Consider the following 22,157-nt stretch of genomic DNA (forward strand, 5'->3'; position numbering starts at 1 on the left):
TGGGGTGGCCTTGGAAAATGCGGTGGCCCTGGCCCCCTTGCGCTTCCCGGTGGCCTACTACTACCTGGGCCAAGTCTACCTGGCCTTGGGGGATGCCCAGAAGGCCAAAAGCCGTCTCACGGTGGCGGTCCGCCTGGAGCCCAAGCGGGCCGAGTACCGCTACCAGCTCTGCCTGGCCAACGAAAAGCTAGGGGACAAGGAGGGAGCCCGCTACCAGTGCCAGGAGGCCTTGAAACTGAAGCCGGGGTACAAGGAGGCGGAGGAGGTGCTGAGGAGGCTCTGAGAGGGCAAGGATGGCAATGTAACCCATGGACCCCTGGCTAGCGAGGCCAGGGGTAGTATTTGGATAAGAGGATGTGGAGATTTGAGCGGGGGCGTTTTCATGAGGAGGCCTATCCTTTACCCCAAGAGGAGCGCTTCCTCCTGGTGGTCAACGGCAAGCCCTGGGCCTCCTTTAGCTACACGCCGGGGGACGAGGTCTACTTGGCCTTGGGGCATCTTTGGTTAAGCGGGGTGCTTTCGGGCCTCGAGGGGGTGCGCTGGAAGGTGGGTGAGGGGGTGGTGGCTGTGGATCTGCCCGCGGATCCAGAAAAGGGCGTGGGCGTGCGGGATAGTGGCTGCGCTGCGGGGTTGCGCTATGGCGAACCCCGGCTTGTCCCTTTGCCCACGGTGTCCTTGGACCCCGAGCTCCCCCTAAGGCTTATGGCCCAGCTCCGCCAGAATGCGGTTCGGTACGCCCAGACCCGGGGCATCCATGGGGCAGCCCTTTTTGACCTGGCCGGGCGGCTTCTCTATCTCAACGAGGACATCGGCCGCCACAATGCCGTGGACCGCTTGGCCGGCTACATGCTTTTGGAAGGGGTTAGGCCCCCTGTGGCCCTGGCGGTCACGGGGCGGGTGAGCCAGGAGATGGCGGCTAAGGCCATCGGGATGGGGGCGGTGCTCCTGGTAAGCCGTACGGGGGCGACGGCTCCCGCGGTAAGCCTGGCGCGGCGCTACGGCCTGGCCCTGGCCGCCTATGTGCGCCCCACCGGCTACCGCCTCTATGCCCCAGGCGGTATGCCCGTACCCGAGGGGATCCTCAAGCCTTAGGCTCTTCCTTCTTCTCCTCCCCCTCCTGAAGCCCCTTTTTGAACTCCTTCGCCGACTGGCCAATGCCCCGGGCCAGCTCGGGAAGCTTCTTAGCGCCGAAAAGGAGGAGGATGACCAAAAGGATGAGGAGGATTTCCACTGGACCTAAGCGCATGGGGCCATTGTAGCACGCCTTGACCCTCTTAGGGTCAAGTGTTATCGTGGCCTTTGGGGTGGCCGCTCCGGGGCGTAGCGCAGGCCGGTAGCGCACCTGCTTTGGGAGCAGGGGGTCGCCCGTTCAAATCGGGCCGCCCCGACCACGCGGGAGTAGCTCAGTTGGTAGAGCATCGGCCTTCCAAGCCGAGGGTCGCGGGTTCGAGTCCCGTCTCCCGCTCCAAATGGCCGGGGTGAACCCACACCCCGGCTTTGTCCATGGGCCCGTAGCTCAGGGGACAGAGCAGCCGCCTTCTAAGCGGTAGGTCGGGGGTTCGAATCCCTCCGGGCCCGCCAGCTCCAGGACGCCATGCTTTACCCCCCGGTAGCGCGGCCGGGGGGTTCCTGCTGCGGCTTCGCTACTGCTGGTCGCCGGGTACCCTATGGGAGTAAGGGAGGCTCTAGCCCGCACATGGTATTCTCAAGGCCGGGCTTTGGCCCGGCCCATGTTGAAGCTGGAGAACATCACCAAGCGCTTTGGTCCTGTGGTGGCCAACCGCCGCATCACCCTCGAGGTGGCCCCTGGGGAGGTCCTGGCCCTTTTGGGGGAGAACGGGGCGGGGAAGACCACCTTGGTCAGCATCCTCTACGGGTTGTATGCCCCCGATGAGGGGCGGATTCTTCTCCAGGGGAAGGAGGTGCGCATCCCCTCTCCCAAGGAGGCCCAGCGCCTAGGCATCGCCCTGGTGCCCCAGCATCCTGAGCTCATAGAGGCCCACACCGTGGCCGAAAACCTGGCCCTGGGGCTTGACCTGCCTCCCGTCTTCTCCCGCCGAGCCCTGGTGCGGCGGCTGGCAAAGCTTTTGGAAGGGCATCCCTTGGGCGTGGACCTCGAGGCGCCCGTGGCCCGTCTTTCCGCAGGGGAGAAGCAAAGGGTAGAACTCCTCCGCGCCTTGCTCAACCGCCCCAAGGTCCTCATCCTAGATGAGCCCACCAGCGTCTTGACGCCCAAGGAAGCAGAGGCCCTTTTCCAGGAGATCCGGCGGCTAAAGGGTCTGGGTCTTTCCGTCATCTTCATCAGCCACAAGCTGGACGAGGTCTTGGCCATTGCTGACCGTATCGCCGTGCTCCGGGCTGGGGAGAAGGTGGGGGAGGTCTTACGCCGGGAGGCGGACAAGGACCTCCTGGTGCGCCTTATGGTGGGCCGGAGCCTGGCCCCACCCCCCAAGGTTCCCCCACCCCGGGCGGAAGTGGTCCTGGAGGTGGAGGACCTTTTGGTGCCCCGGCATGGTTTTCCCGTGCAAGGGGTTTCCTTCGCCTTGCGGGCGGGGGAGGTGCTGGGGATCGCAGGGGTGGCGGGGAGCGGGCAGGCGGAGCTCCTGCAAGCCCTGGCCGGCCTTAGGCCCTTTCAGGGGAGGGTGCGCTTTCTGGGGGAAGCGTGGCCCCAGGATCCCGCCCGGCTCTTCGCCCTAGGGGTGGCCCACATTCCCGAGGAGCGCAGTATGGGCGTGGTGGAAGGCATGAGCGTGGCGGAGAACCTGGCCCTGCGCACCTACCGGCGCCTAGCCCCTCGGGGTCTGCTGGATTACCGGATCATGGAAAAGGAGGCGGAAGCCCTGATTGGGCGCTACGGCATCCGCACCCCTTCCCCCCGCACCCCGGTGCGTTTTCTTTCCGGGGGGAACGTGCAGAAGGTGATCCTGGCCCGGGAGCTTCGGGGCGGTCCCCGCTTGCTTTTGGCCATGCATCCCACCTACGGGGTGGACGTGGGGGCGGCGGAAGAAGTCTATGAACGTATCCTGGACCTGGTGCGGGACGGCTCGGCCGTGCTTTTGGTGAGCGAGGACCTGGACGAGATCCTAAGCCTTTCCCATCGGGTAGCCGCCTTGTACCATGGCCGCTTTGTGGGGCCCATCTCCCGGGAGGAGGCGGACCGGGAGCGCCTGGGCCGGATGATGACGGAGGGGCGGGTATGAGGTGGGAGCTGGATCCCAGCCCTTCGCCCAGGAAGGTTCTTCTCACCTATGCCCTGTTCCTGGGCCTTGCCCTTTTGGGCCTGGGCCTGCTTTTCCTCCTCTACGGGGTACCGCCCCTCAAGGCGTACGCCCTTCTCCTTTCTCCCTTGACGGATACCCTGGGCCTGGCGGAGGTGATGCGGCGCACCATCCCCCTTCTCCTGATCGGGGCGGGCCTGGCCCTGGCCTTTAGGATCGGGTTTTTCAACATTGGGGCAGAGGGCCAGCTCCTCATGGGAGCGGTGGGGGCGGCCTATGTGGCCCTCTTCCTGCCTCCCGGGCTTTGGAGCCTGCCCTTGATGTTCCTGTTCGGGGGGAGTCTGGGGGCCCTATGGGCGGGGCTTGCCGCCTGGCTTCGGGCGCGCTTCGGGGTCAATGAGATCCTCACCACCCTCATGCAAAACTACCTGGTCTACTACCTGGTGGTCTATCTGGTGGCGGGGCCCTGGAAGGGCCAGATGGTTTTTGGCTTTCTCTACACCGACCGCTTCCCCCCTGAAGCCCAGCTTCCCCGGCTAGGGGACACCCTGGTGCACTGGCCTACCCTGGTTCTGGGGATGGTGGCGGCTATGGGGCTTCAGGTTCTTCTCTTTCGCACCCCCCTTGGCTTTGAGTGGCGGGTCCTGGGGGAAAACCCGGAGGCGGCCCGTTACCTGGGCCTTAAGGGGGGAAGGCTGATCCTCCTGGCGGCCCTTCTTTCCGGTTTCCTTGCGGGCCTTGCGGGGGTGGGGGAGGTGGCGGGGATCCATCTAAGGCTTCTGGAGCCAGCCCAGATTTCCTTGGGGTATGGCTTCACCGCCATCCTGGCGGCCTGGCTGGCCAGGGGAAGGCCCCTTGGGGTGCTCCTCACCGCCCCCCTTTTGGGCCTCATCCTGGCGGGGGGGGATGCCTTGAAGCTGGCCCTTTCCATGCCCTTTCGGGTGGTGGACGTGGCGGCGGGGCTTTTGCTCCTGGGCTTCATCGGGGCAGAGGCGTTAAGCCGCCGCCGCCTGGTCTGGAGGCGCTGATGGAAGAAGCCCTTTTGCGTGCGGTTCTCTTCGGTACTCCCCTCCTCCTGGCTGGCTTGGGGGCCCTCCTTTCCGAGCGGGGCGGGGTGGTGAACCTGGGGGTGGAGGGCATGATGGCCCTCTCCGCCCTGGTGGCCTTTGCCGTGGGCCTGCAGGCCCATCCGGCTTTGGGGGTCCTGGCCGGGATGGGGGTGGGGTCTTTGCTGGGGTTATTCCTGGGGGTGTTCGCGGTCTCCTTAAGGGCGAACCAGTTCGTGGCGGGGCTGGCCCTGGCGGCCTTGGGGCTTGGGGCCTCAGGGCTGTTGGGGAAGCGGTACGAGGGAACCCCCTTGCCCAACCCTCTGCCGGAAGGGATGTTGGCCATGCTGGCCTTGATCCTGGCCTTGGGTCTTCATCTGCTCCTTTCCCGCACGCGTTTTGGCCTCTACCTGAGGAGTGTGGGGGAGAACCCTAAGGCGGCGGATCTCTTTGGGGTTAGCGTGGACGGGGTGCGGTACCTGGCCCTGGCCCTGGGGGGCGGGATGATCGGCCTGGCGGGGGCCTATCTTTCCCTGGCCTACCGCCCCTCCTGGACGGACGGCATGACGGCGGGGCTGGGGTGGGTGGCCATCGCCCTGGTGATCCTGGCGGCCTGGCAGCCTTTGCGGGCCATCTTTGGGGCCTACCTTTTCGGCCTCCTGTTCTTTCTCCAGTTCCGCTTGCAGGGCAGTGTACCTATACCGTCGGAGGCCTTTGCCGCCATGCCCTACCTTTTGGTTATCCTGGTCCTGGCCCTTTCGGGCCGCGCCCGGGCCCCCAAGGCCCTGGGCCAGCCCTTTGACCGGGGGAGGTAAAGGATGCGGAGGATTTTAGGTTGGCTGTTGTTGGCGTTGGGGTTGGCATGGGCCCAAGGGGATAAGTTGAAGGCCTGCTTCATCTACGTGGGCCCCATCGGGGATGCGGGGTGGACCTATGCCCACGATGTGGGGCGCAAAAAGGCGGAAGCGGCCCTTCCCTGGTTGGAAACCCGGTACGTGGAGAGTGTGCCTGAGGCTCAGGCCCTTCCCGTCATCGACCGGTTCGTGAAGGAAGGGTGCCAGGTGATCTTTGCCACCAGCTTCGGCTACATGGAAGCGGTCCTCGAGGGGGCGAAGAAATACCCGAACGTCATCTTCGCCCACGCCACCGGGATCAAGCGGGCCCCCAACGTGGCCACCTACATGGCCGACTTCTACCAGGTCTACTACCTGAACGGCCTGGCCGCCGGGGCCCTTTCCCGGACGGGCAAGGTGGGGTATGTGGCCGCCTTCCCCATCCCCGAGGTGAAGCGGCACATCAACGGCTTCACCCTGGGGGTTCGGGCGGTGAACCCCAAGGCCCAGGTCCTGGTGCGCTGGATTAACGCCTGGTACGATCCGGCCAAGGCCAGGGAGGCTACGGAGGCCCTTCTGGCCCAAGGGGCGGACGTCTTCGCCTTCACCGAGGACACCCCCACGGTGATCCAGACGGCGGCCAAGAAGGGGGCCTACTCCTTTGGCCACTACACCCCCATGCTGAAGTTCGCCCCAGACCACGTGGTCTCCGGCCAGATCGTGCACTGGGATGTGATCTACATTGACTTCCTCAAGAAGGTAAAGGAGGGCGTTTACACCCCCAAGAACCTGGAAAAGGTGGACTACTTCTGGCTCCTGCAGCATAAGGCGGTGGAGATGGGGGCGGACTATGGGGTTCCCATCAATCCCAAGCACGTGCCCCTCTTGAAGAAGGCCCAGATGACGGTGGGGGGAAAGAAGGTCGGCGTCTACGACCGCATCATGGCCCTGCTGAAGGATATGCAGAGCCCGAAGCCCACCTTTGACCCCTTCACCGGTCCCATCCAGGACCGGAAGGGGGTGTTGCGCATCCCGGCGGGCAAAAAGGCCACCCTCGAGGAGCTCCTCACCATGGAGTGGGCGGCCCCTGGGGTGGTGGGGGACTGGCCCGGAGAACCCAGGTAGAACCCCAGGGACTGGGGCCAGGGAGGACTCCCCTGGCCCCGGTTCCCTTCGGCCCGACCCCGGGTGGCACCGCCTTGGGTGGGGATGCGCCTTGCGCGCTTCCGTAGGGCTCCCGGGGAGGGGTTGTGGGACCCTTGGCCCTGGAGGGGGATGGGGCTAGAGGGCCTGGAAAACCGCCTCCAGGATCTCCAACCCCAGGGCCGCTTCCTCCTCCGTGAGGATGAGGGGAGGGGCGATGCGCAGGGCGGAAGGCCCGGCGGGAAGGAGAAGAAGCCCCTTCCTGAAGGCCAGCTCCACGGCCTTGTCCCTGAGGTCGGGCCGTTCCTCCTCGGGCGTGCCGAAGTCCAACCCGATCATGAGCCCCCTTCCCCGCACATCCCCCAGGAAGGGGAAGCGCTTTTGCATGCTCCCCAGTTCCCGCAGGAGGAACCCCCCCACCCGGGCGGCGTTGTCCATGAGGCCAGCCTCCAGGAGGTCCAAGGTGGCGTGGGCGGCGGCGGCGGCCACCGCCTGGCCGCCGAAGGTGGTGCCGTGGGCCCCGGGGCGCCAGCTGGAAAGCTCTTCCCGGAAGAGGAGGGCGCTTAAGGGATAGCCGGAGGCCAGGCCCTTGGCCAGGACGTAGACGTCCGCCTGGACTCCTTCGTGTTCCAGGGCGAAGAAGAGCCCTGTACGGCCGGCCCCAGACTGGACCTCATCCGCCACCAGGAGGATGCCGTGCCTTTCCAGCAGGGCCTTTAGCTTGGGGATGAACCCTGGCGGGGGCACCAAATACCCGCCTTCTCCCTGAATGGGCTCCAGGAAGAAAGCGGCCACCTCCTCCGGGGCCACCACGGTGCGGAAGAGGTGCTCCAGGTATTCCAGCACGGTTTTCCCCGCCTCTTGCGGCCTGGCTCCCAGGGGGGGCCGGAAGGGGTTGGGAAAGGGCACGTGCACCACCCCGGGAAGAAGGGGGGAGAAGCCCTTGCGGTAAGCGCTCTTGCTGGCGGTGAGGGAAAGGGAACCCAGGCTTCTGCCGTGGAAGGCCCCGGTGAAGGCGATGAGGTAGGGCCTGCCCGTGTGCTGGCGCACCAGCTTGATGGCGGCCTCTATCCCCTCGGTGCCCGAGTTGCCGAAAAAGACCCGGTAGCCCCCGCCCAATCTGGCCACCAACCGTTCCGCCAGGGAAAGGGTGGGCTCGTGGGTGAAGTCGGAGAAGCACACGTGGGCGAAGCGCTCCGCCTGGGCCTTCACCGCCTCCAGCACCTTAGGGTGGGCATACCCGGTGGTGTTCACCGCGATCCCCGCCATGAAGTCCAGGAAGACGTTGCCGTCTACGTCCTCCAAGAACACCCCCTGCCCCCGGGCGGGAACGAAGGGGTAGGGGCGGATGTAGGAGGAGGAGAGGACGGCCTGACCCCTTTCCAAAAGGGCTTGGGCTTTGGGACCGGGAAGCGAAGTGTGGATGCTGGGTTTCATACGGGGCCAGTCTACCAAGGCCCTGGCCCCCTTCCCAGGCGCATTTTATGCGGTTTGGGCTCGGCTTTTTACAGGAGTCCTTCGGCTTCCAGGTGGGGGCGGGCGTAGAAGAGGGTGAGGGCGGTGGAGGCGTCCTGGATCTCCCCGGCCTGCAGCAGGCGGTAGATGTCCCGAAGGGGGAGTTCCACGGTTTCCAGGAGCTCCCCATCCTCCAGGGCCGGCCTGGCCACCACCTCCGCCTGCAGGGCCAAAAAGGGGTGGAAGACCACGGCGGTGAAGGAGGGTTGGGGGTGGAAGGGAGGGAGGGAGAGGAAGCGCTTGGCCGCGGCCCCCACTTCCTCCAAAAGCTCCCGCCGGGCGGCCTCGAGGGGGGTTTCCCCAGGGTCCACCTTGCCCGCGGGGATTTCCAACAGGAACTTGCCCGTGGGGTGACGGTACTGGCGGATGAGGAGGGCGGTGGCCCTAACGGTCACGGGCAGGACGAAGCTGGCCGCCACCGGCCCCGGGCGGTAGATGTAGGTGAGTTCCTTGCCGGTGTGGGTGCGCACCCTTTCCCTCACCAGCCGGACGGGCTCGCTGAGGATCTCTTCCAGCTCTATCCGCTTCCAAGGGCTCATTTCGCCAAACGCTCAATCACCCGTCGCACCTTCTCCCCAGGGGCCCTAGGCCCCAGGGCCTTGGTCACCACCCCGATGGCCGCCAAGGGGGTCTTGAACTGGGATAGGTCCAGGTGTTCCCGGATCCAGGCCTCGAGCTCCTCCTCGCTCATCTCCTGGGGCAGGAAGCGGTCCAGAAACTCCACTTCAAAGGTGTTGCCCTGCTCCAAGGCGATTTCCCGCAAGGCCTTCAGCACCTTCACCGCTTCGGCGTCGGGCAGGGGTTTGCCATCCCCTTTGCGGTCCAGCTCCGCCTTCACCACCCGGGCGAAGTCCAGGGTCTTCTGGTCCCGGGCCTTCATGGCCTCCTTGATGGTCTCCTTGATGGCCTCGTAGATGCTCATCCCCCTTAGTCTAGCCGGTAAAATGCCCTTCATGTGGGCGCTCCTTTCCGTTTCCGATAAGAGGGGGCTTGTGCCCTTTGCCGAGGGGCTTTTACGGTTGGGCTTTAAGCTTTTGGCCACCGGGGGGACCTATAGGGCCTTGAAGGAGGCGGGTCTTCCCGTGACCTACATCTCCGACTTTACCGGCTTTCCCGAGGTTCTGGAGGGCCGGGTGAAGACCCTCCACCCCAAGGTGCACGCCGGGCTCCTGGCCCGGCCCGACCAGGAGGAGGAGCTTAGGGCCTTAGGCTTTGACCGGATCGCCCTCTTGGCCGTGAACCTTTACCCTTTTCGGGAGACCGTGGCCAAGGGGGCCAGCTTTGCCGAGGCCTTGGAGCAGATTGACATTGGGGGGCCGGCCATGCTCCGGGCGGCGGCCAAAAACCATGGGGCGGTGCTGCCCGTGTGCGATCCCGAGGACTACCCCAGGGTCCTCGAGGCCTTGGAGGAGGGCCCAAGCCCAGAGTTCCGCAGGGAGCTGGCCCGCAAGGCCTTCGCCCACACCGCAGCCTACGACGCCGCCATCGCCGAGTGGCTGGCCGCGGAGAAGTTCCCCCCCGAGAAGTTCTTGGTCCTAAGGCGGGAAAGCCCCTTGCGCTATGGGGAAAACCCCCACCAGGAGGCCGCCCTTTATCGCGTGGAAAGGGAGCGGGGGCCCCTTTTGGAGGCCCAGGTCCTCCAGGGTAAGGCCATGAGCTTCAACAACTACCTGGATGCGGAAGCCGCCTGGAACCTGGTTTCCGAGTTCGCCGAGCCCGCTTGCGTGGCCATCAAACACCAAAACCCCTGCGGGGTGGCCCTGGGGGAAGGCCCCTTGGAGGCCTACCGGAAGGCCTATGAGGCCGATCCCGTTTCCATCTTTGGGGGCATTGTGGCCTTTAACCGACCCGTGGACGGGGCCACGGCGGAGGCCATGAAGGAGGTGTTCTTGGAGGTGGTCCTGGCCCCGGACTTTACCCCGGAGGCCCTAGCCCTCTTTTCCCGCAAGAAAAACCTGCGCCTGCTAAGGGTTCCCTTGCCCGCCCAAGGGCCCTACCTGGACCTACGCCGCATGCGGGGTGGGGTCCTCCTCCAGGATGCCGACACCCTGGACCCCATCACGCCGGAGGTGGTGACCCAGGAAGCCCCCAGCGAGGCCGAGTGGCAAGACCTCCTCTTTGCCTGGAAGGTGGTGAAGCATGTGCGCTCCAACGCCATCGTGGTGGCCAAGGAAGGCCAGACCCTAGGCATTGGGGTGGGGCAGACCAACCGCTACGCTGCTGCCAAGCACGCCCTCAAGACCGCCAAGGAAAAGGCTAAGGGAGCGGTTTTGGCTTCCGATGCCTTCTTCCCCTTTGACGACGTGGTGCGGCTTGCGGCGGAGTTTGGCATCCGGGCCATTATCCAGCCTGGGGGAAGCGTGCGGGACGAGGATTCCATCCGGGCCGCCGACGAGCTGGGCCTGGCCATGGTCTTCACCGGGGTGCGGCACTTTAGGCACTAGGCCCGCCAAAGCCCATGGGCCCTACACCATAAGCCTGGGGCCTAGCCTGGCGCAGCCTGGGGAGGGGATGGGCGCCCGCTTGGGCCTTACGGGAAGCCAGGTGTCCCCCGTGGCCCGGAGGCCTTTGGAGGAGCTGGCCCAGGGGTGCTGCCCTCCACCAGAGCAGAGGGCGCACCTGGAGAGGCCTCCCGGGGACCTTCTAGAGGCTTTGGGGGGAGCATTGGGGCCTTGTGTAGCAAAAAGGAGCCCCAGGGGGCTCCTTTAAGCCTAGGGGAGCGCCTAGTAGGCCTTTTTGCCTTGGGCTTCCCTAAGGCGCCTATGGGCTTCCTTAAAGCCCACCAGCTTGCGGCTTTCCTCGTCGTAGAGGTGCATGTCGGCAAAGGCGATCTTGAAGGCATCCTTGAGGGTAACCGTGGGGGCCACCTTTACCAGGTCCACCTCTTCCTGCACCTTGGGCAGGAGGTAGTTGGGGATCTTGGGGGCCAGGTGGTGGATGTGGTGGAAGCCGATGTTGCCCGTGAGCCACTGGAGCACCTTGGGAAGCTTCAGGTAGGTGCTTCCCTCCATGGCCGCCTTCAGGTACTCCCAGCGGGGGTCGTGCTCCCAGTAGACGTCTTCAAACTGGTGTTGCACGTAGAAGAGGAAGATCCCGATCATCCCGGCCATGTACTGGATGGGCAGGTAGACCAAAAGAAGGGTTTTCACCCCGAAGAAGACCACGATGCCCGCCAAGAGAAGGGCGAGGAAGAGATTGGTGAGGGCCACGGAGTTGCGCACCGAGGGCTTGTCGGAGCCGTAGCCCAAGGGCAGCCGGTAGGAGAGCATGAAGACGTAGATGGGTCCCAGGAAGAACATGACCCACGGATTGCGGTAGAGCCGGTACTTGAGCCTTTCCCAGGGGCTGGCCTTCAAGTACTCCTCCAGGGTCATGGTGTAAATATCCCCTACCCCCCGCTTGTCCAGGTTGCCGCTGGTGGCGTGGTGCCGGGCGTGGGAAAGTTGCCAGTGGTGGTAGGGCACCAGGGTGAGCACCCCGGTGAAGAAGCCCAGGAGGTCGTTGGCCCACTTCTTGGGAAAGAAGGAGCCGTGGCCGGCGTCGTGTTGCAGGATGAAAAGGCGCACCAGGAACAAGGCGGCCACGAAGTCCAGCAGGAGGGTTAGGGCCACCGATACCGAGAGGGCTTTGTGGGCCAGGTAGAAAAAGAGGAGAAGGGGCAGAAGGGTGTTGGCCACCTGGCGCAGACTCCTCCAGGTATTGGGCTTGGCATAGGGCTTGATGAGGGGGATCCAGTCTTTGGGTTCTACTTTTCTCATACCCACTCCTCTTTCCAAGGAGTGCCTTAGGTTACTCCCGGGATGGATGAGGACTGTGAGAGAGGTTCACGAGGGGGAATTTTTAATAAAGCCACCTTATCATAAGGATCAAATATGCCCAGGCGAACCCAGGTAACCCTTAGGCTTTCGCAAATCCTTCTTCGTGAGGATCCCTTAAAGACCAGGTTCCAGGAGTTCATTATGGCCCTTATGGAGGTATCTGGGCTACCCTTGCAGGCCAAGGGGGCCCTTTTTCTCAAGCAGGGGGAAACCCTCCGTCTGGTGATGGAGCACAACCTGGACGAGCCTCTCAAGGTTTCTTGCGCCACCCTCCCCCTGGGGCGATGCCTTTGCGGGCGGGTGGGGCTTAGCGGGGAGGCTCTTTGGTCCCAGGGGGTGGACGAGGCCCACGAGATTGGGTATCCGGGGATGCCGGCTCACGGTCATGCCATTCTTCCCCTTAAGGTTGGGGAACGGATTCTGGGGATATTGAACCTGTACCTCGAGCCGGGTGCTCGTGTCACGGAGGAAGGCCGCGTCCAGCTGGAAACGGCTGCGGGCCTATTGGCCCTGGCGGTGCTGAAGGAGCGAGCGCAGAGGGCGGCCAGGATCCTTCACCGAGCCACCCTGTTGAGCCTCGAGGCCCAGGAAGAAGCCGAGTACCTCAAGCGCCTCTGCGCCTTGGTGGTGGAGGAAGGCTATGCCCTAGCCTGGGTGGGGGAGGCTTTGCCAGATGGTAGGGTGCGTCCGCTGGAAGGGGCTGGAGCGGTGGGGTACCTGGAAGGCCTACTGGTGCGGCACGACGAATCCCCCGAGGGGCAAGGTCCTACCGGTAGGGCCATCCGTTTGGGGCAGCCCCAGGTTTTAAGGGGCATAGGTGAGGACCCGTTCTATGGACCCTGGCGCCTCAGGGCCCAGGGCTTCGGCTTTGCCTCCAGTGCTGCTTTCCCCTTGCGGATCGGGGATAGGGTCTTCGGGGCGTTCAACGTCTATGCTGTGGAGCCGGATGCCTTTGACCAGGAGGAGGTGATTCTCCTCCAAGATCTGGCCAGCCTAGCGGGGAAAAACCTAGAACGATTGCGTTCGCTGGCCCAAGCCCACCTTCTGGTCCAGCTGGTGGAGCAGGTTCCTGAGTCGGTCTTCACCACGGACTTGGAAGGGCATATTACCTATGCCAACCCTGCCCTCTTTGCCCAGACGGGATACGAACCCCAGGAGGTCCTGGGTCAAACGCCGAGTCTTTTCAAGTCTGGGTTGCACCCGGAGGCCTTCTACCGGCACCTTTGGGACACTTTGGAGAAAGGCCAGGTGTTCCGTAGCGTGTTCTTTAACCGCCGCAAGGATGGCCGCCTGTTGGTGGAGGATAAAATCCTGACCCCCTTGCGAGACCCAAGGGGTCAGCTGGTGGCCTACGCCTCCACAGGGCGGAACATCACCCTGGAGTGGAGCCTGTTTAGGGTGCAGCAGGCCCTAATCCACATGACGGAACTCTTCTTACAGGAGGGAATGGGCCGTTCCTTTTTCCAGCGCTTCCTGGATGAGGTGGTGAAGGCCATCCCGGGAGCGGAAGCGGGAAGTCTTCTTTTGCGAAACCAGAATGGGAAGTTTTCGTGCGTGGCCTTATTGGGGTATGACCCAGCCTTGCGGGAGGTGACCTTCGCTCGCCAGGAGGTATATGCCCTAGGGGTCCCTGCTTCCTTAGGCAAGGTTTCAGGGGAGGGGCTGCGGGAGTTTTTTCAAAGCTTGGCCTCAGAGATCAAGGCCCTTCTTTTGGAGAAGGCGCGGCTTGGCGAGGTTAAGGAAACCCTGTATGCCAGGCTGGAGGTGAATGGGGAAGCCGTAGGGGTGCTGTATCTAGATGCTTTCCGGGGATATTTCCCTGAGGAAGCCATGGACGCCTTCCGTTTTCTGGTCCATTGGCTGGAGATGGTTTTCTCTTGGGAGCGAGCCCAGGTCCAGACCCGGTACCTTCGCTACCACGATCCTCTCACCGACCTGCCTAACCGGGCGCTCTTGGAGGAGGAATGGAAGGGACAGGCGGAGAAGGTGAGTTTCGTGTTGGCGGACCTGGATAGGTTTGCCGATGTGAACCGGACCTACGGTCGAGAGGTGGGGGATACCCTTCTTGTAGCTGTGGCCCGGGCTTGGCAGGAGCTTCTGCCCAAAGGAGGTCGCTTGTACCGCCTTGGTGACGACGAGTTCCTCTTCCTCCTCCCTTGGGGGCCTGACAAGATCTTTGTTTTTTTTCAGAGTTTAAACCAGGCTCTGCAGGCCTCGGCGCCAGAACCCGTGGCCAAGGATGCCCTGGGGGTTTCGGTGGGAGTAGCGGTGTATCCGGATGACGGCCAAGAACTAAGCGAGTTGCTGCGGCGTGCTGACCTGGCCCTGAACCAGGCCAAGGGAGGGCAGGGCATTGCCTACTTCAACCAGGAACTGGAGGACATCTACCTGAAGCGCGTGGAGCTTTTGGCCTCCCTCGAGGATGCTTTGCGGGAAGGACGCTTGGTTCTTTTCGGCCAGCCCATCGTAGACCTTGCTACCCTCGAGCCTGTAGCTAGCGAGGTACTTGTCCGCTGGCCCAAGGAAGGCGGCTTTTGGCCTGCGGCGGCCTTCATCCCCTTGGCGGAGGAAACGGGGCTGATCCGGGAGCTGGACCTTTACGTGCTCCGCCTGGCAGAAAGGTTGCCCAGCAAGTACATTTGGCACGTGAACGTTTCCCCCCAGACCCTAAGCGACCCCCGGTTGCTAGAGGCGGTTTCCCGACTTCGGGGCAATGGGGTGCGATTTGAGATCACCGAGTATGCCCTGGCCCAGGGGGTAGAGGAGGTGCTACGGACCCTTAGGGAGATGGGGTTTGGGTTGGTTCTAGACGACTTTGGCCAGGGGTACGCTTCCCTTAATGCCCTGCTTCAGCATCCTTTCGCCATGGTTAAGGTGGATCGGGCCTTCGTAGCCGGACTTGGGAAGAACCCCAAGGCTCATGCCGTGTTACGGGCCGCCTTGAGCTTAGCCGAGGAGTTGGGGCTGTCCGTGGTGGCCGAAGGGGTAGAGACCGAGGCGCAGCGGGACTGGTTGCTGCGCCTGGGCTACCGGCATGCTCAGGGATACTTTTTTGGAGTACCAAAGCCCATTAACGGGGCCTGACCTCTGAGTCCAGGATGAGGGTTACCGGGCCGTCGTTCACCAAGTGGACCCGCATGTGGGCCCCATAGACGCCGGTTTCCACGTGCACTCCCTGTTCCAGGAAGGCTTCTATGGCGGCTTCATAGAGCCTTCTTCCCACGTCTGGGGGTGCGGCCTTGACGAAGGAGGGGCGGTTGCCCTTGCGGGTTTCGGCGTAGAGGGTGAACTGGCTCACCAGAAGCGCTTCACCCCCCACCTCCTTCAGGGAAAGGTTCATCTTGCCCGCCTCATCCGGGAAGATGCGCAGGTTTACAATCTTGCGGGCCAGGTACTGGGCATCCTCCACGGTGTCCCCTTGCCCCACCCCCAGGAGGACCAGGAGCCCTAGCCCGATCCTCCCCACCTCTTCGCCATCCACCTCCACAAAGGCTTCCGTGACCCGTTGGATGACCGCTCGCATGCTCTTACCCCCCTAAGGCCTGGGCCCGGCGAAGAGGGCCACGGTGCCAGGGCCAGCGTGGACGCTCACCGCCGCCCCCGCCTTTAACGTACCCAAGACCTCCACCCCTTCTGCCTTCAGGACTTCGCCCAAGGCTTTGGCGCCTTCGGGGTTGCCCGCATGGGCCAGGTAGGTAAGCCCCCCCTGGGGAAAATCCCGGCGGAAAAGCTCGGCCACCTTGCGAAGCCCTTCTTTGAACCCCCGCACCCGGGAGGCCGGGAAGACCCGGCCTCCCTTTACCTCGAGGACCGGCAGGATTTGCAGAAGCCCCCCCACGAACCTTTGCAGGCCCGATATGCGCCCCGAGCGGTGCAGATAGGTGAGGGTCTGGGGAAGGACATAGCCCCGAAGCCTTTCCCGGTAGGGGGCCAGGGTTTCCTCGAGGCGTTCCCAGGCCAGGCCCTTTCCCAAAAGCCTCCTGGCCTCCTCCAGGAGCAGCAGGAGGCCTCCGTTCAAGGACCAGGAGTCCAGCACCTTGACCCGTTCCCCAAACTCCCGGGCCACCGCCATGGCGGTGGCCACGGTGCCGGAAAGGTGCCCGGAAACATGGACCGAGAGCACCCGTTCGTGGCTTTGCAAAAGGGTTTTGTAGGTGGTGCGCAGGTCCTCGGGGGCCACTTGGCTGGTGGAAAGCCGCTCGCCTTGCCGCAAGAGGTCCAGAACCTCCTCGTCGGTGATCTCCAGCTGGTCGCGGAGGGTTTTATCCTTCCAGATCACCTGCTGGGGCACCACATGGATGCCCCGGCTCAGGGCTTCCTCGGGGCTTAGGCCCAGGGTGGAGTCGGCCACGAAGGCCACGTTAGAGGCTGTAGGCATAAAACCCGTAGGTGCCGGGGCCGGTGTGGCTGGCGATCACCGCCCCCAGTTCGCTCACCAGGGCCTCCTCCACGGGAAGGCCTGAGGAAAGGACCATCTCCTTTAGCTCCTTGACCGCGTTCTCCTCGGCACTAAAGAGGAAGAAGGCTCGGATGCGCTTCCTTCCCTGGGCCCAGGTTTGGAAGTCCCTAAGGATCTCCTCCCGGGCCTTCCTTTCCCCCCGGGCCCGGCCTGCTGGTTCCACCCGGCCCTCTTTGAGGGTCAGAATCGGCTTGATGCCCAGAAGGGTGCCCAAGAAGGCCTGGGCCCCGCCGATGCGGCCGCCCCGCTTCAAAAACTCCAAGGTGGCCACGCTGAAGCGCACGAAGTGGTCCTTGCGGATGCGGTCTAGCTCCGAAAGCACCTCCTCCAGGGTGTGGCCTTGGGAAAGTAGCTCGTGGGCCCGGAGCACCATCATGCCGATCCCCAAGGAGGCGGCTTGGCTATCAAAGACGGTGATGCGGCCGGGAAAGTCTTGCGCCGCCAGCGTCGCCGACTGGACCGTGCCCGAAAGCTTGGCGGAGATGTGGAGGGAAAGCACGTGGTCGGCCGCCATCAGGGCTTCCTGGTAGGTGCGCTGGAAGTCCTCGGGGGAAGGCTGGCTGGTGGTGGGAAAGGCGGTACCTTCCCGGACCTTTTGGAAGATCTCCGCGGGAGAGATCTCCTCCCAGTCCTTGTAGATGCGCCCTCCCAGGTTCACGTAAAGGGGCACCACCCGCACCCCCAGGCCCTCCCGTAGGGGCTTGGGTAGGTCGGCGGTGGAGTCGGTGACCAGGGCTACCTTCATACCTCCTCCTCTTGGTCCTGGACAGGATACCACGGGTGGGCCCTGGGATGCAGGGGGATTATTGCCCTAGCGGTGGGTTTCTGCTAGGGTCAAGGGTATATGTGGCGGGTTCTGGTTTCCGACGACATGCGGCTTGGGGATACGAAGTACCCGGGAGTGCTCTTGGACTATCGTCCAGGGATTGGGCGGGAGGAGCTTCTGGAGATCATCCCCGCCTACGATGCCCTCATCACCCGCAGCCGGACCCAGGTGGACGCCGAACTTCTAAAGCGGGGGAAACGCCTTAAGGTGGTGGGCCGGGGCGGGGTGGGGGTGGATAACGTGGACCTCGAGGCGGCAAGCCGCCTGGGCATCCTGGTGGTGAACGTTCCCGAGGCCAACACCCGCTCGGCGGCGGAGCTGGCCTTTGGCCTCCTCCTGGCGGCGGCCCGGGGCATTGCCCTTTCCGACCGCAAGATCCGCGCCGGGGAGTGGGACCGGAAGTTTTTGGGCTTGGAGCTTAAGGGCAAGACCCTGGGCATCATCGGCCTAGGGCGGATTGGAGGCCAGGTGGCCCGCTTCGCCAAGGGCTTTGAGATGCGGGTTCTGGCCTACGACCCCTATATCCCCCGCACCCGGGCGGAAAGCCTGGGGGTGGAACTTTTGGAGGACCTTGCCGACCTCCTCCGGCAAAGCCACTTCCTCACCGTCCATGCGCCCCTAACCGAGGAGACCCGGGGGATGATCGGCCGGCGGGAGCTTTACCTCCTGCCCCGGAATGCGGTGGTGGTGAACGCCGCCCGGGGAGGGATCGTGGACGAGAAGGCCCTTTTGGAGGTACTGGAGGAGGGCCACCTCTTCGCCGCCGGTTTGGACGTGTTTGCGGAGGAGCCTCCCCCCAAGGACCACCCCCTGCTAGGGCATCCCCGGGTGGTCCTCACCGCCCATCTGGGGGCCAACACCATAGAAGCCCAGGACCGGGTGGGGGAGGCGGTCTTGGAACGGGTGGTGCGCACCCTGGAGGGGGATCTTTCCTACGCCTTGAACACGGGGTTTGACCCCGAGGCCCTCCAGGCCCTAAGGGGCTTCCTACCCCTGGGGGAGGCTCTGGGCAAGCTCCTCGCCCAGATCACCCGGGGCCGGCCCGAGGTCTTAGAGGTGAGCTTCCTGGGCCAGTTTGAGAAGGACCCTGAACCCATCGCCAGCGCCGTGGCCAAGGGCTTCCTTTCCCGGGTCTTGGGGGAGGAGATGGTGAACCTGGTTTCCGCAAGGCCCCTTCTTAAGGACCGGGGCATCCGCCTCATCACCCGCAAGGAGGAGCAGGCGGGAGAGTACACGAGGCTTTTGGAGGTGCGCCTCTCCACAGACCAAGAGGAGCGCCGGGCCCGGGGGGTGGTGATGGCGGGCCGGCCCAGGCTGGTGGGTATAGATGACTATGCCCTGGAGGTGGTACCCGAGGGGTACATGCTGGTCTGCGTGAACTACGACCGGCCCGGGGTGGTGGGCCAGGTGGGAACCCTTCTGGGGGAGGCGGGGGTGAACATCGCCGGGATGCAGCTGGGCCGGGACGTGCCGGGGGGAAGGGCCCTTTTTGTCCTCACCGTGGACCAGAAACCCGCTTTGGAGGTGTTGGAGGCGCTTAGGGCCTTGCCGGTTTTGGAGCGGGTGGACCTGGCGGAGCTTTAGGGGTGGGTCGGGGAGAGGAGAAGATTAGCACAAGCTAGTGTAATCGTGAAATAACGCACATACCCCCTCCACGGGGCCCAGACAAAATCCGCCTCGAGGCGGCTGCCCCCAGGCCCGGGGGCCTAAGGAAAGGATTCGTGAAGTTTAGTATTGACAAAACTTACGGAACCCGCCTATCCTGGTTCTATGGACCCCTCCCTAAAACAATGGGTGGAAGAGACGGCCCTACTCTTTGAGGCGGCGGGCCTTCCCCGGATGGCGGGGCGGGTTCTGGCCTTTCTCCTGGTGGCCGAGCCCGCGGAACAAACCGCCAAGGAGATGGCCGAGGCCCTTGCCGCCAGCAAGGGTGCCTTAAGCCCAGCCCTCAACCTCCTCACCCGGCTGCAGCTGGTGGAGCGCCTACGCCGCCCTGGGGAGCGCGCCGACCGCTACGCCGTGCGCCCTGGGGCTTGGAGGCGGCTTCTTTTGGAGAAGGCCAAGACCCTATCCCTTTACCGGCAACAGGCGGAAAAGGGCCTGGCCCTGGTGGGGAAGGCCAAAGGGGAAAGGCTTAGGGAGATGCGGGCGCTTTATGCCTTCTTTGAGCGGGAGCTCCCCAAGCTTTTGGAGAAGTTTTCGGAGGAGGCATGAGCCTTCTTAAGTTGGCCTGGCGGAATGTGCTTCGGCAAAAGCGGCGCACGGCCCTGTTGTCCTTGGTGGTGGTGTATGTAACCGTGGCCGTTCTTTTTCTGTACGGATTATTGGACGGGTACGGGGAAAGCTTGGTGGAGGCCTATGCCCAGTACGTGCAGGCTCCGGTGGTGGTGGCCAAGGCTGGCTGGTGGGAAGACCCCGATCCGGAGCATGGTCTTGAGGTTCTGCCCACCCTGGCCCACCCCCTCATCCAGGCCCAGAGTCCCCGGCTTTCCCTGTATGCCCTTTTGCGCTCTCCCTACCGTGTGCAGGGTGGGGTGGTCCAGGGAGTGGATCCGGAAGGGGAGAGGGCGCTTTCCCGCGTGCCTTTCAAGGTGAAGGAGGGCCGCTGGCTTAGCCGTTCGGGGGAGGTGGTCCTGGGGTACCGCTTGGCCCAGAGGCTGGATGTGCGGCTTGGGGAAAGGCTGGTGGTGGAAACCGGCCAGGGGGCCTTGGGGCTCGAGGTGGTGGGCCTGGTCCAGGCGGGGGTGGGGAACGTGGACTTTGCTGGGGTCTATGTGCACCTGGAGGATGCCAGGAGGCTTTCCGGAAGGGGGATACTGGCCACCCACGTGGCGGTAAAGGTGCCCAGGGGGCAGGAGGCCTCGGTGGCCCAGGAGCTCAACCAGAACCTTCCCCTAGGCCTTAGGGCCAAGGGGGTCTGGGATCTCATGGGCCCCATCCGGGCCGACTATGAAGGAAGCCGCCTGGTCTACCTTCCCCTTATGGGCCTTTTCATGTTGCTGGCCGCGGTGGCGGTGGTGAGCACCGTCTATGTGAGCGTGCGGGAGAGGCTGAGGGAGTTTGCGGTGGTGGAGAGCCTAGGGCTCGCCCCGGCCCGCCTGGCGGCCCAGGTGGCCTTGGAGGCGGCCTTGGCCAGCGGCGTTGGCCTAGTGGCTGGGCTTGTGTTGGGTTACGGCCTCCTTTGGTACACCTCCACCCATGATGTGTTCGGTCCCCTGATGCGCCTGTCGGTGGAGCTTTTACCTGAAGCCGGGCTTTCCGAGCACCTTTATACCGCCTTTAGGCCCGTTTACGGTCTTTACGCCAGCTTGGTGGTGGCCCTTTCCGCTCTGCTGGCCCTTCTCTTTCCCGGAAGGTTGCTGCTTGGCCTCGAGCCTTCCCACTACGTCAAGGGGGAATGAGATGAAGGGGATGCTCTTCTACCTCCCGGTTCTTTTAGCCCTAGCCTCGGCCCAAACCCCGCTGGAGAAACTCCGGATAGCCCTGGACCGGCTGCGGGGGCCGGCCCACCAGGGGGTGTATGAGCTCCAGGTGGAGCGGCTAGAGTTCGTGCGCACCTACCGGCTCAGGGTTTACACCGATGGCAAGAGAACCCATCTCCGGGTCCTGGAGCCCGGGAACGAAGCGGGCCAGGCCTTTCTTTTCTTGGGGGAGGACCTCTACCTTTACGATCCCAGGTTGGGTCGCACCCTGCGCCTGCCCCCTGCGGGCCGGGGGGAGCGGTTTTTAGGTTCGGACCTCACCTTTCAGGACCTCATGGGCCGGGATCTGGAGGAGTTTTTCCAGGTGGCCGAAACCCAAGGAATTTTGGTGCTGACGCCCAAACCCGCAGCCCCTACCCCCTACGGGAAGGTGGAGGTGCACTTAAAGGAGGGTTTGATTGAGCGCATCCTCTATTACGACCAGCGAGGCCAGGCGGTGCGGGAACTTAGGCTTGCCGGTTACCAGGGTCTGAACGGGGCCTACCTTCCCCGGGAGATGGAGCTGAGGGACCTCAAGCGGCCTGGTCACCGTACCCTCTTGCGGATCGCAGAGATCCAGGTGGGGGCCGTGCCAGAGCGGTGTTTTAATCCTCTGTACCTGGAAAGGGGGTGTTAGGATGCTGCGGCTCGCCTGGCGCAACCTCCTCAGAACCCCAGGGCGCAGTTTGGTTACGGGTGGGGTGGTGGCTTTGGTGGTCTTTCTGTCCTTGCTTTTCCTCTCCGTTTACGCTGGGGCTTTTGACGCATTTTACCGCCTTCTTTTGGAAAGGACCGGGCATTTGTTGGTCCGGGTGGAGGATTATGAGGACAAAACGGACTTTGAGAGCCTTACCTTCCTGCCTCCTTCCTTGCCCTTACCCCCGGGAGCCGAAGTGGAAGGGGTGTTGGAGGGAGGAGGCTTGGCCATCGTCGGGGGGCGGAACCGTACGGTGGTGATCACGGGTATGGAACCCCGGGGCCTGGCCCGGCAGCAGGGTCTTCTGAAGGAGGGGGGCCTCCCTCGAGCCCCAGGAGAAGCCCTCTTGGGGGAGGCTTTGGCCCAGGCTCTCCAGGTGGGCTTAGGTGATGAGGTGGTGGTCTACGCCCCCGGGGGGTTTGGTCTTGGGGTGTATGCCTTCCGCGTGGTGGGGTTTTTGGATTTTCCGGAGACCCACCTCGAGGCCCAGACCCTTATGGTTCCCCTGGAGGATGCCCAGGCTCTTCTGGCCCCAGGCCGGGTGAGCCGGTTGGAGATTCGGCTTCCTGGGCTTGGGCTTTACGATCTAAAGGCTCTGGAGGAAGTTAAGACGGCCCTGGCTCCCCACTTGCAGGGGCTGAAGGTGGAAACGTGGCTTGAGGCTAACCCCGTCTACGCCGCCTTGCTCCCCTTATACGACACCATCATGGCCATTTACGTGGGCATCTTCTTTGTTCTGGCAGGGCTGATCCTCCTCAATGCCCTTTACCTTTCCCTGGTGGAAAGGGTGCGGGAGTTTGGTCTATTGGCGGGCTTGGGCCTTAGCGGGTGGCGGATTTTGGGCCTGGTTTTCTGGGAGAGTTTCCTTTTGGTGGGGGTGGCGGCCTTGCTGGGTATGGGGGCGGGGCTACTCGTGCATTTGGAGCTGGCCGATGGCTTCCGCCTGCCCTTGCCCCAGTGGATGCTGGAACAGTACCGGGAGTTCGGCCTGCCGGAGGTGCTCTACGGCCGGCTGGGGGTGAAGGAGGTGCTCCTTACCCTGGGCTATGCGGTGGGGGTAGCTCTATTGGCGGCCTTATGGCCGGGGTATGTGGCCTCGAGGCTCGAGCCGGTGGAGGCCATGCGTTACGTTCCCTAGGAG

General features: G+C 63.9%; 20 protein-coding genes, 3 tRNA genes and 1 pseudogene. 16 read left to right on the top strand and 8 right to left on the bottom strand.

The window, feature by feature from the left end; genetic code table 11:
* Both Q0693_RS03530 and Q0693_RS03535 read left to right on the top strand, forming a co-directional pair.
* Positions 1-283 (top strand): annotated as a pseudogene (locus Q0693_RS03530) (O-linked GlcNAc transferase); the annotation flags it as partial.
* A gap of 71 nt (positions 284-354) precedes the next feature.
* Positions 355-1,092, top strand: coding sequence for a formate dehydrogenase accessory sulfurtransferase FdhD (locus Q0693_RS03535; RefSeq protein WP_298629250.1), 738 nt, complete (start codon positions 355-357; stop codon positions 1,090-1,092).
* On the opposite strand, the gene tatA is transcribed toward Q0693_RS03535, so the two are convergent.
* Positions 1,082-1,246, bottom strand: a complete 165-nt coding sequence (gene tatA / locus Q0693_RS03540) for a twin-arginine translocase TatA/TatE family subunit (protein ID WP_038030191.1) — start codon at positions 1,244-1,246, stop codon at positions 1,082-1,084. The two genes, Q0693_RS03535 and tatA, sit on opposite strands and share 11 nt — an antisense overlap.
* A 68-nt stretch (positions 1,247-1,314) precedes the next feature.
* Here tatA and Q0693_RS03545 point away from each other — a divergent pair.
* The 7 genes from Q0693_RS03545 (at position 1,315) to Q0693_RS03575 (ending at position 6,222) form a co-directional block, all read left to right on the top strand.
* Positions 1,315-1,391 (top strand) — tRNA-Pro (locus Q0693_RS03545).
* 1 nt (position 1,392) lies between these two features.
* A tRNA-Gly gene (locus tag Q0693_RS03550) sits at positions 1,393-1,468 on the top strand.
* Between the two features lie 37 nt (positions 1,469-1,505).
* A tRNA-Arg gene (locus Q0693_RS03555) sits at positions 1,506-1,581 on the top strand.
* A 149-nt stretch (positions 1,582-1,730) separates the two neighbouring features.
* Positions 1,731-3,200, top strand: a complete 1,470-nt coding sequence (locus Q0693_RS03560; RefSeq protein WP_298629257.1) for an ABC transporter ATP-binding protein — start codon at positions 1,731-1,733, stop codon at positions 3,198-3,200.
* The gene (locus tag Q0693_RS03565) at positions 3,197-4,246 is read left to right on the top strand and encodes an ABC transporter permease (RefSeq protein WP_243029587.1); all 1,050 of its coding nucleotides are present in this window, start codon (positions 3,197-3,199) and stop codon (positions 4,244-4,246) included. The genes Q0693_RS03560 and Q0693_RS03565 overlap by 4 nt, the downstream gene beginning before the upstream one ends.
* On the top strand, positions 4,246-5,079 hold the full coding sequence (locus Q0693_RS03570) for an ABC transporter permease (RefSeq protein WP_298629260.1): 834 nt from the start codon (positions 4,246-4,248) through the stop codon (positions 5,077-5,079). Before Q0693_RS03565 ends, Q0693_RS03570 begins: the two co-directional genes overlap by 1 nt.
* A 3-nt stretch (positions 5,080-5,082) precedes the next feature.
* The gene (locus Q0693_RS03575) at positions 5,083-6,222 is read left to right on the top strand and encodes a BMP family ABC transporter substrate-binding protein (protein WP_298629261.1); all 1,140 of its coding nucleotides are present in this window, start codon (positions 5,083-5,085) and stop codon (positions 6,220-6,222) included.
* Positions 6,223-6,378: 156 nt separating this feature from the next.
* On the opposite strand, the gene Q0693_RS03580 is transcribed toward Q0693_RS03575, so the two are convergent.
* The 3 genes from Q0693_RS03580 to Q0693_RS03590 all read right to left on the bottom strand — a co-directional run bounded on the left by Q0693_RS03580 (position 6,379) and on the right by Q0693_RS03590 (position 8,677).
* Positions 6,379-7,677 carry an acetyl ornithine aminotransferase family protein gene (locus tag Q0693_RS03580; RefSeq protein ID WP_243029584.1) on the bottom strand — a complete coding sequence of 433 codons (1,299 nt, stop codon included), beginning with the start codon at positions 7,675-7,677 and terminating at the stop codon, positions 6,379-6,381.
* A gap of 68 nt (positions 7,678-7,745) precedes the next feature.
* The gene (locus Q0693_RS03585; RefSeq protein ID WP_298629262.1) at positions 7,746-8,294 is read right to left on the bottom strand and encodes an NUDIX hydrolase; all 549 of its coding nucleotides are present in this window, start codon (positions 8,292-8,294) and stop codon (positions 7,746-7,748) included.
* Entirely contained in the window at positions 8,291-8,677 is a 387-nt protein-coding gene (locus tag Q0693_RS03590; RefSeq protein WP_243029582.1) for a GatB/YqeY domain-containing protein, read from the bottom strand. The genes Q0693_RS03585 and Q0693_RS03590 overlap by 4 nt, the downstream gene beginning before the upstream one ends.
* Positions 8,678-8,708: 31 nt before the next feature.
* On the opposite strand from Q0693_RS03590, the gene purH reads away from it, so the two are divergent.
* On the top strand, positions 8,709-10,199 hold the full coding sequence (gene purH / locus Q0693_RS03595) for a bifunctional phosphoribosylaminoimidazolecarboxamide formyltransferase/IMP cyclohydrolase (protein WP_298629263.1): 1,491 nt from the start codon (positions 8,709-8,711) through the stop codon (positions 10,197-10,199).
* A 279-nt stretch (positions 10,200-10,478) separates the two neighbouring features.
* Here the strand turns inward: purH and Q0693_RS03600 are convergent, their stop codons facing one another.
* Positions 10,479-11,513 (bottom strand): fatty acid desaturase, encoded by a 1,035-nt coding sequence (locus tag Q0693_RS03600; protein WP_298629264.1) that lies wholly within the window; start codon positions 11,511-11,513, stop codon positions 10,479-10,481.
* A 114-nt stretch (positions 11,514-11,627) separates the two neighbouring features.
* Between Q0693_RS03600 and Q0693_RS03605 the strand changes: the two genes are divergently transcribed.
* Positions 11,628-14,657 carry an EAL domain-containing protein gene (locus Q0693_RS03605; protein ID WP_298629265.1) on the top strand — a complete coding sequence of 1,010 codons (3,030 nt, stop codon included), beginning with the start codon at positions 11,628-11,630 and terminating at the stop codon, positions 14,655-14,657.
* On the opposite strand, the gene dtd is transcribed toward Q0693_RS03605, so the two are convergent.
* The 3 genes from dtd to Q0693_RS03620 are packed head-to-tail and all read right to left on the bottom strand — an operon-like array spanning position 14,644 to position 16,777.
* Positions 14,644-15,096 (bottom strand): D-aminoacyl-tRNA deacylase, encoded by a 453-nt coding sequence (gene dtd, locus Q0693_RS03610; protein ID WP_298629266.1) that lies wholly within the window; start codon positions 15,094-15,096, stop codon positions 14,644-14,646. The two genes, Q0693_RS03605 and dtd, sit on opposite strands and share 14 nt — an antisense overlap.
* 12 nt (positions 15,097-15,108) lie before the next feature.
* Positions 15,109-15,951 carry a DegV family protein gene (locus Q0693_RS03615; protein ID WP_298629267.1) on the bottom strand — a complete coding sequence of 281 codons (843 nt, stop codon included), beginning with the start codon at positions 15,949-15,951 and terminating at the stop codon, positions 15,109-15,111.
* Positions 15,935-16,777: a DegV family protein gene (locus Q0693_RS03620; RefSeq protein ID WP_298629268.1), complete on the bottom strand. Its 843-nt coding sequence runs from the start codon at positions 16,775-16,777 to the stop codon at positions 15,935-15,937. Before Q0693_RS03620 ends, Q0693_RS03615 begins: the two co-directional genes overlap by 17 nt.
* A 99-nt stretch (positions 16,778-16,876) precedes the next feature.
* Here Q0693_RS03620 and serA point away from each other — a divergent pair, with 99 nt between their 5' ends.
* The 5 genes from serA to Q0693_RS03645 all read left to right on the top strand — a co-directional run bounded on the left by serA (position 16,877) and on the right by Q0693_RS03645 (position 22,154).
* Positions 16,877-18,442, top strand: coding sequence for a phosphoglycerate dehydrogenase (gene serA, locus Q0693_RS03625; RefSeq protein ID WP_243029575.1), 1,566 nt, complete (start codon positions 16,877-16,879; stop codon positions 18,440-18,442).
* A 186-nt stretch (positions 18,443-18,628) separates the two neighbouring features.
* The gene (locus tag Q0693_RS03630) at positions 18,629-19,072 is read left to right on the top strand and encodes a MarR family transcriptional regulator (protein WP_243029574.1); all 444 of its coding nucleotides are present in this window, start codon (positions 18,629-18,631) and stop codon (positions 19,070-19,072) included.
* Positions 19,069-20,259: an FtsX-like permease family protein gene (locus Q0693_RS03635; protein WP_298629269.1), complete on the top strand. Its 1,191-nt coding sequence runs from the start codon at positions 19,069-19,071 to the stop codon at positions 20,257-20,259. The genes Q0693_RS03630 and Q0693_RS03635 overlap by 4 nt, the downstream gene beginning before the upstream one ends.
* Position 20,260: 1 nt before the next feature.
* Positions 20,261-20,956 carry an outer membrane lipoprotein-sorting protein gene (locus tag Q0693_RS03640; protein ID WP_243029572.1) on the top strand — a complete coding sequence of 232 codons (696 nt, stop codon included), beginning with the start codon at positions 20,261-20,263 and terminating at the stop codon, positions 20,954-20,956.
* A 1-nt stretch (position 20,957) separates the two neighbouring features.
* Positions 20,958-22,154, top strand: coding sequence for an FtsX-like permease family protein (locus Q0693_RS03645; protein WP_298629270.1), 1,197 nt, complete (start codon positions 20,958-20,960; stop codon positions 22,152-22,154).
* Positions 22,155-22,157: the final 3 nt, after the last annotated feature.

Origin of the sequence: uncultured Thermus sp. (assembly GCF_938010445.1) — a bacterium.
Classification (GTDB): domain Bacteria; phylum Deinococcota; class Deinococci; order Deinococcales; family Thermaceae; genus Thermus; species Thermus altitudinis.

Bases quoted from the DNA above. Each gene is read 5' to 3' on its own strand.
- Q0693_RS03535 (WP_298629250.1), top strand. From the start codon at position 355: ATGTGGAGATTTGAGCGGGGGCGTTTTCATGAGGAGGCCTATCCTTTA.
- tatA (WP_038030191.1), bottom strand. From the start codon at position 1,246: ATGCGCTTAGGTCCAGTGGAAATCCTCCTCATCCTTTTGGTCATCCTC.
- Q0693_RS03560 (WP_298629257.1), top strand. From the start codon at position 1,731: ATGTTGAAGCTGGAGAACATCACCAAGCGCTTTGGTCCTGTGGTGGCC.
- Q0693_RS03565 (WP_243029587.1), top strand. From the start codon at position 3,197: ATGAGGTGGGAGCTGGATCCCAGCCCTTCGCCCAGGAAGGTTCTTCTC.
- Q0693_RS03570 (WP_298629260.1), top strand. From the start codon at position 4,246: ATGGAAGAAGCCCTTTTGCGTGCGGTTCTCTTCGGTACTCCCCTCCTC.
- Q0693_RS03575 (WP_298629261.1), top strand. From the start codon at position 5,083: ATGCGGAGGATTTTAGGTTGGCTGTTGTTGGCGTTGGGGTTGGCATGG.
- Q0693_RS03580 (WP_243029584.1), bottom strand. From the start codon at position 7,677: ATGAAACCCAGCATCCACACTTCGCTTCCCGGTCCCAAAGCCCAAGCC.
- Q0693_RS03585 (WP_298629262.1), bottom strand. From the start codon at position 8,294: ATGAGCCCTTGGAAGCGGATAGAGCTGGAAGAGATCCTCAGCGAGCCC.
- Q0693_RS03590 (WP_243029582.1), bottom strand. From the start codon at position 8,677: ATGAGCATCTACGAGGCCATCAAGGAGACCATCAAGGAGGCCATGAAG.
- purH (WP_298629263.1), top strand. From the start codon at position 8,709: ATGTGGGCGCTCCTTTCCGTTTCCGATAAGAGGGGGCTTGTGCCCTTT.
- Q0693_RS03600 (WP_298629264.1), bottom strand. From the start codon at position 11,513: ATGAGAAAAGTAGAACCCAAAGACTGGATCCCCCTCATCAAGCCCTAT.
- Q0693_RS03605 (WP_298629265.1), top strand. From the start codon at position 11,628: ATGCCCAGGCGAACCCAGGTAACCCTTAGGCTTTCGCAAATCCTTCTT.
- dtd (WP_298629266.1), bottom strand. From the start codon at position 15,096: ATGCGAGCGGTCATCCAACGGGTCACGGAAGCCTTTGTGGAGGTGGAT.
- Q0693_RS03615 (WP_298629267.1), bottom strand. From the start codon at position 15,951: ATGCCTACAGCCTCTAACGTGGCCTTCGTGGCCGACTCCACCCTGGGC.
- Q0693_RS03620 (WP_298629268.1), bottom strand. From the start codon at position 16,777: ATGAAGGTAGCCCTGGTCACCGACTCCACCGCCGACCTACCCAAGCCC.
- serA (WP_243029575.1), top strand. From the start codon at position 16,877: ATGTGGCGGGTTCTGGTTTCCGACGACATGCGGCTTGGGGATACGAAG.
- Q0693_RS03630 (WP_243029574.1), top strand. From the start codon at position 18,629: ATGGACCCCTCCCTAAAACAATGGGTGGAAGAGACGGCCCTACTCTTT.
- Q0693_RS03635 (WP_298629269.1), top strand. From the start codon at position 19,069: ATGAGCCTTCTTAAGTTGGCCTGGCGGAATGTGCTTCGGCAAAAGCGG.
- Q0693_RS03640 (WP_243029572.1), top strand. From the start codon at position 20,261: ATGAAGGGGATGCTCTTCTACCTCCCGGTTCTTTTAGCCCTAGCCTCG.
- Q0693_RS03645 (WP_298629270.1), top strand. From the start codon at position 20,958: ATGCTGCGGCTCGCCTGGCGCAACCTCCTCAGAACCCCAGGGCGCAGT.